This is a genomic window from Thalassotalea sp. PP2-459 (assembly GCF_001913705.1).
GTDB lineage: Bacteria > Pseudomonadota > Gammaproteobacteria > Enterobacterales > Alteromonadaceae > Thalassotalea_C > Thalassotalea_C hakodatensis.
In genome coordinates, this window is the sequence record NZ_MKQD01000012.1 from 16,154 (window position 1) to 31,011 (window position 14,858).

11 protein-coding genes and 1 riboswitch are annotated in these 14,858 nt (G+C 38.4%); of the genes, 9 read left to right on the plus strand and 2 right to left on the minus strand.

Features of this window, described 5'->3' with window-relative positions; translation table 11 throughout:
- The first annotated feature begins 26 nt into the window (after positions 1–26).
- The gene (locus tag BI291_RS01230; protein WP_074495637.1) at positions 27–1,079 is read left to right on the plus strand and encodes an aldo/keto reductase; all 1,053 of its coding nucleotides are present in this window, start codon (positions 27–29) and stop codon (positions 1,077–1,079) included.
- A gap of 82 nt (positions 1,080–1,161) precedes the next feature.
- Here BI291_RS01230 and BI291_RS01235 read toward each other — a convergent pair whose 3' ends face one another.
- Entirely contained in the window at positions 1,162–2,364 is a 1,203-nt protein-coding gene (locus BI291_RS01235; RefSeq protein WP_074495640.1) for a PEP-CTERM sorting domain-containing protein, read from the minus strand.
- Between the two features lie 89 nt (positions 2,365–2,453).
- A riboswitch (cyclic di-GMP riboswitch) is annotated at positions 2,454–2,536 on the minus strand.
- Between the two features lie 276 nt (positions 2,537–2,812).
- Between BI291_RS01235 and BI291_RS01240 the strand changes: the two genes are divergently transcribed.
- The 6 genes from BI291_RS01240 (at position 2,813) to BI291_RS01265 (ending at position 11,957) form a co-directional block, all read left to right on the plus strand.
- Positions 2,813–5,155 carry a collagenase gene (locus tag BI291_RS01240; protein ID WP_074495642.1) on the plus strand — a complete coding sequence of 781 codons (2,343 nt, stop codon included), beginning with the start codon at positions 2,813–2,815 and terminating at the stop codon, positions 5,153–5,155.
- A gap of 15 nt (positions 5,156–5,170) precedes the next feature.
- Positions 5,171–5,725, plus strand: a complete 555-nt coding sequence (locus tag BI291_RS01245; RefSeq protein WP_074495645.1) for a cohesin domain-containing protein — start codon at positions 5,171–5,173, stop codon at positions 5,723–5,725.
- A gap of 399 nt (positions 5,726–6,124) precedes the next feature.
- Positions 6,125–8,686, plus strand: coding sequence for a phosphoenolpyruvate carboxylase (gene ppc, locus BI291_RS01250; protein ID WP_074495647.1), 2,562 nt, complete (start codon positions 6,125–6,127; stop codon positions 8,684–8,686).
- 252 nt (positions 8,687–8,938) lie between these two features.
- Entirely contained in the window at positions 8,939–10,129 is a 1,191-nt protein-coding gene (locus tag BI291_RS01255) for a serine hydrolase (RefSeq protein ID WP_074495650.1), read from the plus strand.
- Between the two features lie 81 nt (positions 10,130–10,210).
- Positions 10,211–11,008 (plus strand): acyl-CoA thioesterase II, encoded by a 798-nt coding sequence (locus tag BI291_RS01260; protein ID WP_074495652.1) that lies wholly within the window; start codon positions 10,211–10,213, stop codon positions 11,006–11,008.
- 64 nt (positions 11,009–11,072) lie between these two features.
- Positions 11,073–11,957, plus strand: a complete 885-nt coding sequence (locus BI291_RS01265) for an SDR family oxidoreductase (protein WP_074495654.1) — start codon at positions 11,073–11,075, stop codon at positions 11,955–11,957.
- 115 nt (positions 11,958–12,072) lie between these two features.
- Here the strand turns inward: BI291_RS01265 and BI291_RS01270 are convergent, their stop codons facing one another.
- Positions 12,073–12,930 (minus strand): LysR family transcriptional regulator, encoded by an 858-nt coding sequence (locus tag BI291_RS01270; protein WP_074495657.1) that lies wholly within the window; start codon positions 12,928–12,930, stop codon positions 12,073–12,075.
- A 237-nt stretch (positions 12,931–13,167) separates the two neighbouring features.
- Here BI291_RS01270 and maoP point away from each other — a divergent pair, with 237 nt between their 5' ends.
- Together maoP and BI291_RS01280 are read left to right on the plus strand one after the other, a co-directional pair.
- Positions 13,168–13,509, plus strand: a complete 342-nt coding sequence (gene maoP / locus BI291_RS01275; RefSeq protein ID WP_074495659.1) for a DUF413 domain-containing protein — start codon at positions 13,168–13,170, stop codon at positions 13,507–13,509.
- Positions 13,510–13,807: 298 nt separating this feature from the next.
- Positions 13,808–14,857, plus strand: a complete 1,050-nt coding sequence (locus tag BI291_RS01280; RefSeq protein WP_254849497.1) for an HD domain-containing phosphohydrolase — start codon at positions 13,808–13,810, stop codon at positions 14,855–14,857.
- Position 14,858: the final 1 nt, after the last annotated feature.

Below are 14,858 nucleotides of genomic sequence, written 5' to 3' on the forward strand. Positions count from 1 at the left end.
TGTAGATTATTGTTTTAGGAGTTTTTATGAAGTATGTTCGGTTAGGTAGTAGTTCATTAGAAGTATCAAATGTTTGTTTAGGTACCATGACATGGGGTAAACAAAATATACAACAAGACGCCAATGAACAACTAGACTACGCGCAATATCACGGAGTGAATTTTATCGACACCGCCGAAATGTACGCAGTACCACCTACCGCTGACACTTATGGTAAAACTGAACGTATTATTGGTCATTATTTACAAGCTAATCCTTCACGCCGAGAAAATTTAGTCATTGCTACAAAAGCCGCTGGCCCTGGACTTTCATACATACGGGGTGGCTCAGAGATAACACGGAAAACGGTTATTCAAGCAGTTGATGATTCACTTAAGCGCTTAAGCACCGATCATATTGATCTATATCAGTTACATTGGCCGAATTACACCTCTCCTCACTTTGCTAAACATTGGCCAAATATGGTTGATTACACTGACGTGAACGCGACTGAAGAAATTGAGAAAATGCATGACATTCTGCAAGGGTTAGCCGACTGTGTTGCCGCAGGAAAAATTCGCTATTGCGGTTTATCAAATGATACACCTTGGGGAATAAATCAATATGTCAAACTAAGCGAGCAGCACAATTTACCGCGAGTTGTTTCAGTACAAAATGAATTTAATTTACTTCATACCAAAGATTGGCCGTATGTAATCGAAAACTGTATCCACGAAGATATTGCCTATTTACCTTGGTCACCATTAGCTTCTGGCGCGCTAACAGGTAAATACTTAAACGGAAGTAGACCAAAAGGTAGTAGATGGACCTTAATGCAAAGACATGGATTGTTTAGAGATACTGCGGCCGTTGAAAGCGCAGTTCAAAGCCTCAGCGATATTGCTAAGCAAATAAACCTTTCGCCAACTCAACTAGCGCTTGCCTGGGTTAGCCAAGTTAAAGGGGTAACTTCCACGATTATTGGCGCTACAAATATGGCACAATTAGAGGAAAATATTGCTGCGTTCGAACTAACGCTTGATGAAGAAATAATGAAAAGCATTGAGCAATGGCTAAAAACTCATCCTTTCCCTTACTAGGGCGTAATTAGCAAGAGCGGAATAGATACAAAAATGCCTCATGCGTAAGTCATGAGGCACTTTAAAGGTTTAAATATAAAAATTAATGTAATCTTTTTCGATTCCAGATAAATAATCCGGTAACCAAAGCAAGTAACATCAACACAAAGGAACTAGGTTCTGGTATTTTCACCGGCTCAATGTTTTGCACCAATGATGGTGAAATTTTACGATTACTATCATCTGAAAACTGCGGTGCTTTAGTAAAGTTACTTTGTTGGTCTAACGGTATTTCATCACCGTTTGGTAAGTTATCATCAGACGTTGAACCACCATTGCCACCTTGAACAGGATTTGAACTTCCTGTGTTCATATCATCTAGAGTTGTATCTTGATGTTCTTCACCTTCGGTTATATCTTCGAACAAATTATTGTTCGCTATATCATCAACATTATCGCCACCTTCGCCTGCCCCACCTTGAGTGTCAGAGTTGCCTTGACGAAATAACCGCTCAACAGACTGTTGAGCCAATAAGGTTGCTCTTTCTTTACCTAAAGAAAGTAAATCCATAGGTACAGAGGAGCCTACAAGTTGTTCAGTAAATGATTCAGCAATATTATTACTAGCAAAAAACATTTGTGTCGATGAATTCGTTTGATTCAGAATTGGCGTCAATTGCTCAAAAGAGGTTCTATTAGCAAATGAGCCAGTTGTCATATTTCTTCGCGTATACGCTGTTGAAACTTGTGGGCTAATTGGGCTTACTGTCGCTGTACGACGCTCAAAACTTCCAATATAACTATTGCCGACAAAACCCGTCAGCCATTGTTGGGTTTCACCAACAATTACACCACCAAGATCAGCAGAAACAAACTGCGGTGCAGCATAAGTATCAATTGCTAACGTCGGTTTATTCACTACATTAATGGTTAACGAAAATTCGGTCGCTCTTATATTCATCGTATTAACTACACGAACAGTAACAGCTACATCTTCATCAACTTCATTGACGTATACAAACAATTCATTTTGATTAACAACACCTGAAACAGCATTATTATCACTTACCACTTCAAATGTTCTCCCATGCTGATTAAAGTCATCAATGGGAATAGTAAACATAGTATTTTCATGTGCAAGTACACTATTGTTAGCAAGCCCTAACAATGAAAAATGTGCATTATCACTATTAAAACCCGTTACTTTATTTGAAAAGTCGTAGATATTAGCCGTTGATATACCGCTAAAACCCAAGAACAGCACAAAGCTAAACGTTTTTTGTAGATTAAAAAGTTGGTCTTTCACGATATGATCCTCGTTTGTATATAATTTACATAAACTATTAACGTCAATATGTAATGGTTACAACAGACAAGGATTGGGTAAGCTCAATTCTCTGCAGCCCCGCTACCATAGTCTTTACCTTAGGTCGGAAGCTTTGCGTATATGGGTTTCACCATACTTGCCTTTTACAAATATCAGTTAAATAGTAATGTGTAATACGTTTTGCGTCAATAAAACGATCACTTTGTTTGAAAAAGCATCAATCATGCCAAGAACTAAAATTTAAATTCAAATTATGATTACCCATTTAATTGAGTGAGTAACAAATAATGCCTGCCTTTAATATCTATATCTCATAACAATAAATTAACGCTATTAACAAATCATTGATATTTATATTTTATACAATATACTTACGAGTGTATTTTATATACAAATAATAATAACGATGAAATAAGAAGGAAATAACGTGAAAATTCCACAACAGATACTCTGTGCTGGTTTAGCTGTTAGCACCTGTTTAGGTTATACAGCATTTGCTAGCGACCAAATCACACCAAAATCACTTTCGAAAGCTTCTGCAAAGCCTTTGCTAACATCACATGCAGCAAAACAGTCACATGCAAGAAAACAACTAGACATTAGCCCACCAAGGCAAGTATCGCCTAAGCAATTTGAACAGTTATTACAGTCAAAACAGACGTTAAATGATCATTATCGAGCTAAGCCAAGCACACAAGTACGCTCTATGCAAACGCCTATTAAAGCTAAACTAAATACCGGCTGTAGCAGTGTAAACGAATTACAATCCTTAACAGGTGATGCATTAGTAAATGCAGTCATTAACGGTGATTTAAATTCGTGTCTTTATGGATTATTCGACGCAAACCTTGTTGGCACCTCAGTCTTTTCAGATCAAAGTTTACAGACAATTGCTGATGCGATGTCAGATTTACTGTCTTATGGTTACGATGGTACAGATGTAACCAAAGCCGCACAATTGGAAAAATTAGTGATTTATTTACGTGCAATGTTTTGGGCTGAATCGGGCACTAATAGAGTGTTCGATGGTCAATTTACCAGTTCATTAGCAAACGTATTTAACCAATATTTTTCGGGGCAAAATTTTTTTAATTACAATGGCTTAGCAACCAGAGATTTCATGGTTAGATATGAAATGCTTATTTTATTACGTAGCTCTGGCACAAATAACCTCCCGTACTTAGTGCGATTAACAGAAAGTCTACTTGGGTATGCTTCAACTGTTAATCGGGCTGATGATTGGGGAGTATACTATGAAGAAAATGGCGTTACCCAGATCTTGACACACTTATTTAATGCCTCAAGTGAAGATGCTAGTGCATTGGAACAATTGGTAAAAGATCAACCAGAATTACTGACAAATTTATCTTCATTTGTATTAAATGAAGGCCAATGGCTCGTTGGTCACACACGAGAATATCAATGGGGTGATAGTGTTAATGAACTCGCTCGCTTTTTAAAGTTTGGTGGCATAATTGCTGACACTATTAGACCAACCATTATTACTATACTGAATAATTACGATTACCAGGGTGATGGCAGTACAGGCTGGTTAAAAGCTCAAACAGCTGTGATGGCTTATGATTCAGAAAATTGTGATCTATATGGTGACGCTTGTAGTTTCGATTTAGAAGCAGCCGTTTTATCGGGCAGCCATACCTGCAGTACAACGTTAAAATTACGCTATCAAGAACCCATCAATGAAAGTAATCGTGATCAAATTTGTTTACAGCTTGCTGAACAAGAAACCGCTTTTCATCAAATGTTTCAAACAGCTAAAGATACGCCAGTAGCTAACGATCATAATACTGACCTAGAAGTCGTTATTTTTAGTTCGTACACTGATTATGACAACTACGCAGGAAATTTCTTCGGCATTGATACCGACAATGGTGGCATGTATTTAGAAGGTAATCCTGCTACACCAGGTAATCAAGCCCGCTTTATTGCACACCAAGCGACTTGGTTGCCGACGTTCCAAGTGTGGAATTTACAACATGAATATGTACATTATCTAGATGGGCGGTTCAACCTATGGGGTAGCTTTTCAGATCAACCAGATAACAGTGTTTGGTGGAGTGAAGGGTTAGCTGAATATCTTTCTCAACCAAATAATAACAGTAATGCATTAGCTGCTGCGGCTAATAAAACTTATGCGTTAAGTGAACTATTTCAAACCACTTATGCTAATGGTAATACAGAGAGAATTTATCATTGGGGCTATTTAGCAACACGCTTTATGATGGAGAAAAACCGTACCGAAATCGATAACACATTATTACCTACGCTTCGTGCAGCAAAATATGTGGTTTCTGAAGCAGAGTGCTCATTCGATTGGAGTTGGAAAACAAAAACAGAAGCCATCGAAAATAATTGGTACTGGGCATATGACGATAGTGAGTGGGCAAGTGGCAGCTGGGTTTGGACATGTGGCCAACCGAATGTTGAACAACCAGAGCTACCAAGTTATACACCTTACCAAGATATTATAACGGCATGGGGCGTCAACTTTGATGCACAATTTAACGAATGGTTAGATTGTATTATCGCAGGCAATGGTGAATGCGTAGCTATAGTACATAATCCTGCTGATATTGACGGTAACCAATACGTTGATAGCCGTGACATTGCAGCCTTTAATTTAATGCTGCGCCAACAAAATAATTTATCGCTAGATTACGACTTTAATCAAGACGGTATCGTTGATAGACGAGACATCCGCAGCATGATGGCATTATGTGATCAAGCCCGCTGTGCAATTACCCAATAATCCAAGGAATATATTATGAAATCATTATTTATCAGTTTACTTACGTTTTTCACGTTAAATTGCCAAGCGACACTGCTAGAACTCAAAGTAGATCAAGCATCGTATCAAGAAGGTGACACGGTAACAGCAACTATTGTCGCTAAAAACTTTCCCTATACCTTAGGTGGTTTCGCAGGTGAAGTAAGTTTTGATGACAATGGGTTAGCGTTAACTAGCTGGCAGTTTGGTCAAGGTTTTGATGACGGTTTCGGTAGTTTCTCTTATGCCGATGATAGTATTTCAGGTTCACTTTATCTTGAAGACTACGCTTATATATTTGCTGATGAACCAACCATCATAGCAAACCAAGGTAATGAATTCGTACTTGCTACTATCGCATTTACAGCGATGGGTGCTGGTCAACAAACCTTATCATTACTTAACGGGGTTGAAGTGCTTAGCTTTGATAATACAATGTTAGAACAACTCCAAGGCATGGCAGTTACCTTTGATGTAACATCAGTACCAACACCTGCAAGCATTGCCTTATTTAGTATTGCGTTACTATTGCTGCATAGAGTTAAACGATAGTCTGCCTGACTATTGCAGTGTTCACGTGGTTAATCTCGTTCATTAACCACGTGATTATTTAGTTACGCAACCAATGGCTTCTTTCTCAATACAATAAAGCCACAAATCCTCCCTTCGTTACCTAGTAAAAAATCGTTTTTTACTGACGCTTCATACAATACCACTTAAAAAATAGTCTATTGTTAGATCAACCTTGTTTATACTTTGAGCAACTAATAACAGGCTAGTTAACCGTTCATAGCGAAAAATGACGTAATTAAACACCATTTTTAGTATTTTCTTTTATATAAAAGTATTAAATAAATCGACACCTCTCATTATTTTATTGGAATAATCAGGATTTTTGCGTAAAGTAGACAAAAACAATTTGTCGTAATAAAATTACATTTAGGTGCTATTATGCTAGAAACAATTTCCAACAACGTTCGAAAATTAGGCGAAGCTCTTGGCCAAACCATCGCCAACGACAAAGGTCAAAAATGGGTCGATGACATAGAAGCCATTCGTCATTTATCAAAAGAAGTCTCTAACGGCAATGAAGAAGCCTTAACAGCACTTCAAGATAAAATCAGAGCTTATGATGCTGATGAACTTATTGTCCACGCCAGAGCATTTAGTCAATTTTTAAATTTAGCCAACATTGCAGAACAGCAATATACAGCAAGTGAAAAAGGGTTGGCTGAACTCGATTTACCCCACCCACTCGATGATTTAAAAGAAAAGTTAAACGATAAACCGGCACATATTATCGAAAAAGCAATTTCACAATTAGAAATTGAGTTGGTGTTAACAGCTCATCCAACCGAAGTTAATCGCCGTACTTTCATCCATAAATATCATGAAATTGCCCAAGCACTCGATAATAATGATAGTGAACTCGGTGATCGCATTAATGAGCTGATAGAACAAGCTTGGCATACCCAAGAAATACGCAACAATCGCCCTTCTCCTTTAGATGAATCTCGTTGGGGGCTAAACACTATTAGTGATAGCTTATGGCATGCAGTGCCTGATTTTGTTCGAGAGCTTGATCAATTTAGCCAAGAAAAAATAGGCAAGCCACTTCCTGAAACATGCGTACCATTAACGATGGCTAGTTGGATGGCAGGCGATCGAGACGGCAACCCTTTTGTCACTGCCAAATTAAGTGAACAAGCTATTTTACAAGCAAGGTTAATGGCTGCTCAATTATACCTACAAGATTTCGAAACCTTGTATTTAGAACTGTCGATGGGTAAAGCAACCCCTGACTTAGTTGAAAATGATGTCAACGACTTGGGTCCATATCGACAAGCTTTAAAGCCTGTTATTGAGAAATTACAACACACAGTGTCGTTATTAGAGGCAAACAACACTGATGGTGCAATCGCAAGTTCTAATGAATTATATTTGCCGTTAAAGCAATGCCGAGACAGCCTATTAGCTGTTGGCTTAACACGAATTGCTAACTCACATATCATCGATTTAATGCGAAAAGTACAATGCTTTGGCATTTCATTAGTAAAACTTGATGTCAGACAACACAGTGAGCGTCATGATACGGCATTAGCAGAAATTCTAACGTCATTAGGTTTGGGTGATTATCTTCAATGGTCTGAAGAAGAAAAAATTCACTTTTTGTTGACTGAAATTAATAACCCAAGACCTTTGATCCCCAATAAGGCGTGGAGCCAAGAAACACAGGAAGTACTCGACACCTTTGACTTTATTGCCAAACAACCACGAGAAGTGATGGGTATTTATATCATTTCAATGGCAAGTAAAGTCAGCGACGTTTTATTAGTGAACCTCTTTTTAAAAACAGCGAATGTTTCTTGGCAAATGCCGATTGCTCCTTTATTTGAAACGTTGGATGATTTGAATAATGCGCCTAAAGTTATGGATGAATTATTAACAATAGATGCATACAAAAGTCGCTGTGATAACAAACACTTTGTTATGATAGGTTATAGTGATTCAGCTAAAGATGCTGGTGTATTGGCAGCTGCATGGGGTCAATACCACTCTCAAGAAGCGTTGGTAAATGTATTCAAGAGCCATGATACTGTGCTTAAGTTATTTCATGGTCGTGGTGGTACCATCGGTCGCGGTGGTGGTCCAGCACATGCCGCTATTGCATCACAACCACCTGGCACCTTAGATGGTGGCTTACGAGTTACCGAACAAGGTGAAACAATTCGCTATAAATTTGGCTTACCTAGTCTCGCTGTCAGAAGCCTTCATTTATATGCCAGCGCAATACTTGATAGTTTAATCACTCCTCCATTAACACCAAGTGATGAATGGCGCGAATTGATGGGAAAACTTGCTACTGAAAGTTGTGATATTTATCGTCACTATGTACAAGAAGAACCTGATTTTGTACGTTATTTTCGACAAGCGACTCCTGAGCAAGAACTTGCATCACTGCCATTAGGCTCTCGGCCAAGCAAAAGAAAGGTCGACGGCGGCATTGACTCACTCAGAGCGATCCCCTGGATCTTTGCCTGGAGCCAAAACCGACTAGTGTTGCCAAGTTGGCTAGGTTTAGGTCAAACACTCGCCAATGCAAATGAAAAAGACGCAAAAACCATTCAAACCATGTTAACCGAATGGCGTTATTTCAGAGCTCGGTTATCACTGATTGAAATGGTGTATTTAAAATCCGAGCCTCAAATTTCAGCGTTATATGATAAAGCACTTGTCGAACCTGAATTGCAAAATATTGGTGAAACGTTAAGATCTCAGTTAGCCAAAGATAAACAAACAGTTTTATCATTATTGTCGCAAGAACACATCATGGAATCTGACCCATGGAATTTGAATTCATTCAAACTCCGTCAGCCATATTTATTACCGCTTCATTTGATGCAAATTGAAGTGTTATCACGCTTACGACAATCACCTGACAAAATAAAAAATGAACAAGTGTTAACCGTGACCATGGCAGGTATTGCTACGGGCTTACGAAATACGGGTTAATCATTATTATACTCAAGGTATTTAACTAGACTTGAGCGTTATTGAATACATTTTCAATAACGCTCTTTCACAATAAACTGACATTTCGACCTATATCAGCATCATCAATGACTTACCACCTCACCTGCCATTAACACTGAAAAATACATTTAACAATTTTGAAACATATTGCAACACCAAATATACAAGTCGCCTTTTTATTTTGAATAACTTTCGGTATCATGCAGCGCTTTTCAACTAAAAAATAGTGCTATGTGGTTTAAAACGTTCACGGTCATTTTACTTATTTTTTCATCGCCCGACCTATTCGCGAGTGGGTTACAGTCACTGAATCAACATTTTTATAGCATAGTAAAAAAAGAGTTAACGCAACAGAGTGTGCCTGGTGCTGCTTATACTGTTGTAAAAGGTAACAACGTTATTGTTACTGAAACCTTTGGCTTTACAGACAAAAAAAAATCACAAAAAATAACGCCTAACACAGTCTTTCGCCTTGCATCTGTGTCAAAACCTTTTGCCGCTACATTGGTTAATATGCTTGCCGACGAACAAAAGCTAAGCTTAACTGACCCAGTAACCAAGTATGTTCCGCACTTTAGCTTAGCGACGCCAGAAGCTGCTGATAAAATCACTCTGCATCATATACTTAGCCATTCAACCGGTCTAATGCCTAACGCTTATGACAACCTACTTCATGAAAATTGGAGTATCGAAAAAATTATCGGTCGCTTCGATCGCGTAACTCCTATCTGTGAGCCAGAGAAGTGTTACGGTTATCAAAATATTGCTTATGGCATGCTGCAACCAGTGATCGAATCTACCACTAACACTTCTTATAAAAAGTTATTAAGTCAGCGTATTTTCGAACCACTAGCGATGGAAAATGCTTCTGTGGGTATTGATGTCTACCGTACAGAATCGAATACGGCAAAACCACATGTTTTAAGAAAGCGTGTAAACACCAATAAATATGACCGTCGTGGCAAAAGAATAAAACGAAACATTTGGCGCACAGTAAAAGTAACACCCGATTATTACAAAGTTGCTACAGCAGCGGGTGTTAACGCCAGTATTTCTGATATGTCGCAATGGTTAATAGCCAATTTAGGCCATGCGCCTGACGTACTACCTGATTCGATTATCACTAAAGTGACTACCCCACGAATCAAAACAAAGAAAGATTTACGACGCCTTTATTGGCGAGAGCACCTTGAAGATGCTCACTATGGTTATGGTTGGCGCATATACCAATTTGATCATATAAAGCTTATATATCATTCAGGTTGGGTGTCTGGCTTCAGGGCTGACATCGCATACTCTCCTGAGCTCGACCTTGGCTTTGCGATGTTAATGAATGCTGAAAGTAACAGCATTAATAAACTTTCAACAACATTTTGGTCTTTGGTGTATGATCACTTCTTTCCTGATGTAATTGCTGACTAGTTTCAACGTCATTCAGCTTTAAAAGCATCAACTTTTGCATTACACTCAACTCATCTGACCAGAAGAGTATAATCCATACATATGTTAATTGAACAGCTGTTTAAACCTTTTGACACACAACAGGCACAATATGAAATCACCGTTCCTAAAAATTGGTCTCAAGGACGTACCATTTATGGCGGCCTTTCAGCCGCATTGAGCTACCAAGCAGCTGAGAACCTTATTGACGATGATAGATTAGTCCGCTCTTTCCATTGTAATTTTATTGGTCCATTAATGCCTGAACAACCCGTTCACATTAGCGCAGAAATTTTACGCTCAGGGAAAAATGTCACTCAAATCGTTGCAAAAGTAAGCCAAAATGGCCAGGTCGGTGTAATGTCTCAGGTATGCTTCGGAGTCGACCGTGACTCTGCGATACTGCAAGTGGCGACCGATCGCCACAACATGCCAGCACCGAAAAAGCCTAAATTTATTCCTCTTATTCCCAAAGTTGTGCCTAAATTTGTTCAACACTTTGATTATACCTTTCATAAAGGTGATTTATCGGTAACCAAAAGCCAAGATCCTGTTTTACATGGCTGGACAAAGTTTTCGACAGCACCCAAGCAAATGAAAATTGCACATTTGATTGCATTAATGGATGCCCTTCCACCCACTATGTTACAAATGATCCGTTTACCTGTTCCTGCAAGCACCATGAGTTGGAATGTAGAATTTATAAATCCAGAGTTAATACTTCAGGGTAATCAATGGGTGGCTAGTCAAACAGAAGCGCACCATATTCGAAATGGTTATGGACATGAACAAGCAAAATTTTGGCATGAAAACGGTCAATTACTCGCCATATCAAAACAAGTGGTAGCAGTATTTGGTTAGGGTGGTTTAATCTCATATCATTGTTATAATGAAACACCTTAAATCATCAAGGTAAACTCTTGTTATGACGAAAATTATGATCACAGGTGCAACAGGCTTACTGGGCCGAGAACTTGTTAATACTTTATCTGAACATCACGACATTATCGCTACTGGGTTTTCTCGTGCTAAACCGCCAATAGCTTCACTCGATTTACAAGATCAACAAGCGGTTGCCAACTTTATCGAAACTCACCAACCAAACGTTATTATTCATGCGGCGGCAGAACGTAAGCCTGATGTATGCGAAACAAATCATGAGGCAACCTTAAACTTAAACGTTGCAGTATCTCAACATTTAGCCGAGTGTTGTTTACAGCATAATATTCGCTTTATTTTTATCAGTACTGATTATGTCTTTGATGGTGATCATGCCCCTTACCAAGAAAATGCCACGCCTCGTCCACTTAACTTTTATGGCCAAAGTAAACACCAAGCAGAAAAAGCCGTTTTATCAGTAAGTGAACAACACACAATTATTCGCGTACCTGTTTTATACGGCGAAGTGCAAACGTTAGCCGAGTCAGCTATTACAGTGATTGCCGAGCAAGTTATAGCATCATCAGAAACTGAACATGACCACTGGGCCATTCGTTATCCAACGCACGTTCAAGATATTGCACTTACGATTAGCGATTTAATTGCCCTAGCTTCATCGCAATGTCATGGAATATTTCATGTTAGTGATACCACAAAATTAACCAAATTTAATATTGCTGAAATAATCAAAACACAGTTTTCTCTAGATGATAAAACATTAACCCCTTTATCTGCGCCATCAGAAACAGCAAGCAGGCCGTTTAATTGTGCGCTAAAAGACACGCGTTTACATGCATTAGGTATTCATCATACACGTGATTTTACCGCAGCAATATCGAAGGCTATCGCACCGCATATTAGGGTCTGTTGATTTTTCGTGTTTATTTTTCTGGCACTTGCTAGATGCGAGCCTAAACGCTTTAGCTTGTTTTTATTGGTACAACAAGAAAATAACCACAGGCTATAATGCTGAAGATAATGTTCTTCTAGCACGACCGATTACGTAAAGCATCTGTTCTTGTTTGGGTAAACAATGTTTTCCAGTCATCAATAAGCTGTTGGTGGTAATGGTTTTTTTTATACACCATGTAAATCGGTCTTGTTATCTGAAGAGGCGACGGTATTTCAAATAAACGCTCGTCTTTTACAAACTCAACGGTTAACTCTGTTGGTAAATAACCAAATCCCCCTTTAGATAACATTACTTCCAATGCCATCATCGCCGTTGATGTTTTAAATTTAGGAATAAACTTATGATGTAATGCATGTTCTTTATTGAAAGTAATGCCCCAGTCCACGTAAATATAATCATCAGCTTCTGGATCAAAACTACTGCTGCTTCCCACAAAGGATAAGTCAAAATAACCAATTAGTTCATTGATGAAATCATCATCTTTAATTGGATCTGTCAGCAAACCTACATCTACTGTATGTTCGTCAATCTTACGTTGTATCGCTTCTCGGACAGAAATTTCGGTACTCAGCGAAACATGCTCAAATAGTGCTAATGCATCAAGGATTCGTGAACTAAAAAACGCATCCCACACATTAGGTGTTGCCGCAACATTAAATGCAACTTTTTGCTGATCAGCAATTGATAGTGCCACCTTTGATTGCGCCATTTGCTGTACCATTAATTGCGCGTGAGACAAAAGCACTTCGCCAGATTGTGTAAGCCTTAAATTATTTTTATCTCTGATCAACAGCCTTGTGCCATAAAACTCCTCTAATTGTTTAATTCTCGCACTTACCGCGGCTTGTGTAATATATAAGTTTTCTGCTGCTCGGCCAAAATGTTTATTTTCAGCCACTGAAATGAAGGTTTTAAATACACGAATGTCCATGAATGCGTCCAATGTTAGCGGTACTATTGCAATGTAAATAAATCTTGTCTTCACGACAAATATTTTTTGTTTTTAAATAATCACTTTTTTACATACATTTCACCTAACCAGTAATCACCGTATCAACGTATAGCAGTGTTATATAACTTAAGGCACTTAACTTTCGTTAATATCACTAGAAACACCACTAATTGAGTCACAATAACTCTTTGTCATTGTGACAATGAAGGAGTATTTATGAATACCACGATTAGAAAAGGTAAAGTACCATTTTATGGCGATCATGTGTTTACACATGGTATTTCTCGCAGTGGATTTTTTAACAAACGAGAATCAGAAGAATTACTCATTTACGGACATACGCTTTCCGCATTAGCTAATGGCACTTTAACGCCGGAAAACGCAGACGAACAACTGTTTATCGAACAAATATCATCTTCAGAACCTGCGACATTATATTTAGCAACGCTATGGCAAAAATACACAGCCTCTGTCATGAAAAGTAAGATGCATCACGGTTTTGCTAAAAGCAGCGCAAAAAGTACTTATACGCAAAATAATGATTTAGAATTTGCTTAATGCTCAAACTAGCTTAATTTAAAACACCGCGAAACTCTCTACCTGAATGACAGTTTTGCGGTATCCTCCCTTATAGAGTCAACCTATCACAATACTATCTGGTTATTAACAACATAATTTTTCACCAAAATAGTGCAATTAACTTATCGTTAAATCAATACTAGACTTTTACTCAAAAAAAAGTAATCTGTTAACAGTCTTTAAAGTGCTTGGTTGTGATGGAATGACCACCAGCCCAATGTTATGGCACCTTGCGGCTTGATATTGTACATGGACAATCGTAGTAAAGGAGTTGTTGGTGAAAAGTGGACGCGATATACACATTCTGATCGTTGATGATGTATCAGACAACATTCAAGTTGCCATGAATGTACTCAAAGAGGAAAGCTACACTTTCTCTTTCGCCCTGGACGGGCAAGAAGCACTTAACTTAATACAACACACCGATTTTGATTTGGTTCTTTTAGACATTATGATGCCACATGTTAATGGCTTTGATGTTTGTAAAGCAATCAAAAGCCAACCAAATAAAAAAGATATACCGGTGATATTCTTAACAGCTAAAGCTGATGTTGATGCCATCTCAACAGGTTTTGAAGTTGGTGGTGTTGATTATATAACTAAGCCGTTTCATGCAAATGAACTACTTTCACGGGTAAAAACACATGTAGAACTGTCCACTGCGCGAAAAGCATTACAGAAACACTCAGAAGAGGTTGCCAACAAAGCTAAATTACAAGCGGAACGACTCGTACTTGAAATTGAAGAACACCAGTGTGAAATGATTTACATTTTAATGGAAGTCATGGAGTCAACTTCTGATGAAACCGGACAACATATTCGCCGCGTTGCTGAAACTTGTCGATTGCTCGCTCAACATGTGAGCTACCTTAGTGACACAGACGTAAATACAGTATTTCTTGCATCACCAATGCATGATATTGGTAAAATAGCCATTCCTAAAGACATTTTACATAAACCAGGTAAGTTAACCACTGATGAAATGACGATAATGAAAACCCATGCTGAAAAAGGGTATGAATTATTGAAAAACTCAAAACGACGTTTAACAACAGCCGCCGCAATCATTGCTCGTGATCACCATGAAAAATGGGATGGTTCTGGCTACCCAAGAGGATTATCAGGAGAGCAAATTCATATTTATGGTCGCATAGTCGCACTTGCTGATGTATTTGATGCTTTAACGCATAAACGTCAATACAAGAATGCCTGGACCGTTGAGGATGCCGTAAACTATATAAAAGACAATAAAGGGGTGCATTTTGACCCCATGTTAGTGGATATTTTTGTTGAACACTTACCTGAATTTCTTGAAATAATGCACTAAC

Excerpts from the sequence above, each read along its gene's own strand:
- maoP (WP_074495659.1), top strand. The coding sequence starts at position 13,168 with ATGAATACCACGATTAGAAAAGGTAAAGTACCATTTTATGGCGATCAT.
- BI291_RS01230 (WP_074495637.1), top strand. The coding sequence starts at position 27 with ATGAAGTATGTTCGGTTAGGTAGTAGTTCATTAGAAGTATCAAATGTT.
- BI291_RS01270 (WP_074495657.1), bottom strand. The coding sequence starts at position 12,930 with ATGGACATTCGTGTATTTAAAACCTTCATTTCAGTGGCTGAAAATAAA.
- BI291_RS01265 (WP_074495654.1), top strand. The coding sequence starts at position 11,073 with ATGACGAAAATTATGATCACAGGTGCAACAGGCTTACTGGGCCGAGAA.
- BI291_RS01260 (WP_074495652.1), top strand. The coding sequence starts at position 10,211 with ATGTTAATTGAACAGCTGTTTAAACCTTTTGACACACAACAGGCACAA.
- BI291_RS01245 (WP_074495645.1), top strand. The coding sequence starts at position 5,171 with ATGAAATCATTATTTATCAGTTTACTTACGTTTTTCACGTTAAATTGC.
- ppc (WP_074495647.1), top strand. The coding sequence starts at position 6,125 with ATGCTAGAAACAATTTCCAACAACGTTCGAAAATTAGGCGAAGCTCTT.
- BI291_RS01255 (WP_074495650.1), top strand. The coding sequence starts at position 8,939 with ATGTGGTTTAAAACGTTCACGGTCATTTTACTTATTTTTTCATCGCCC.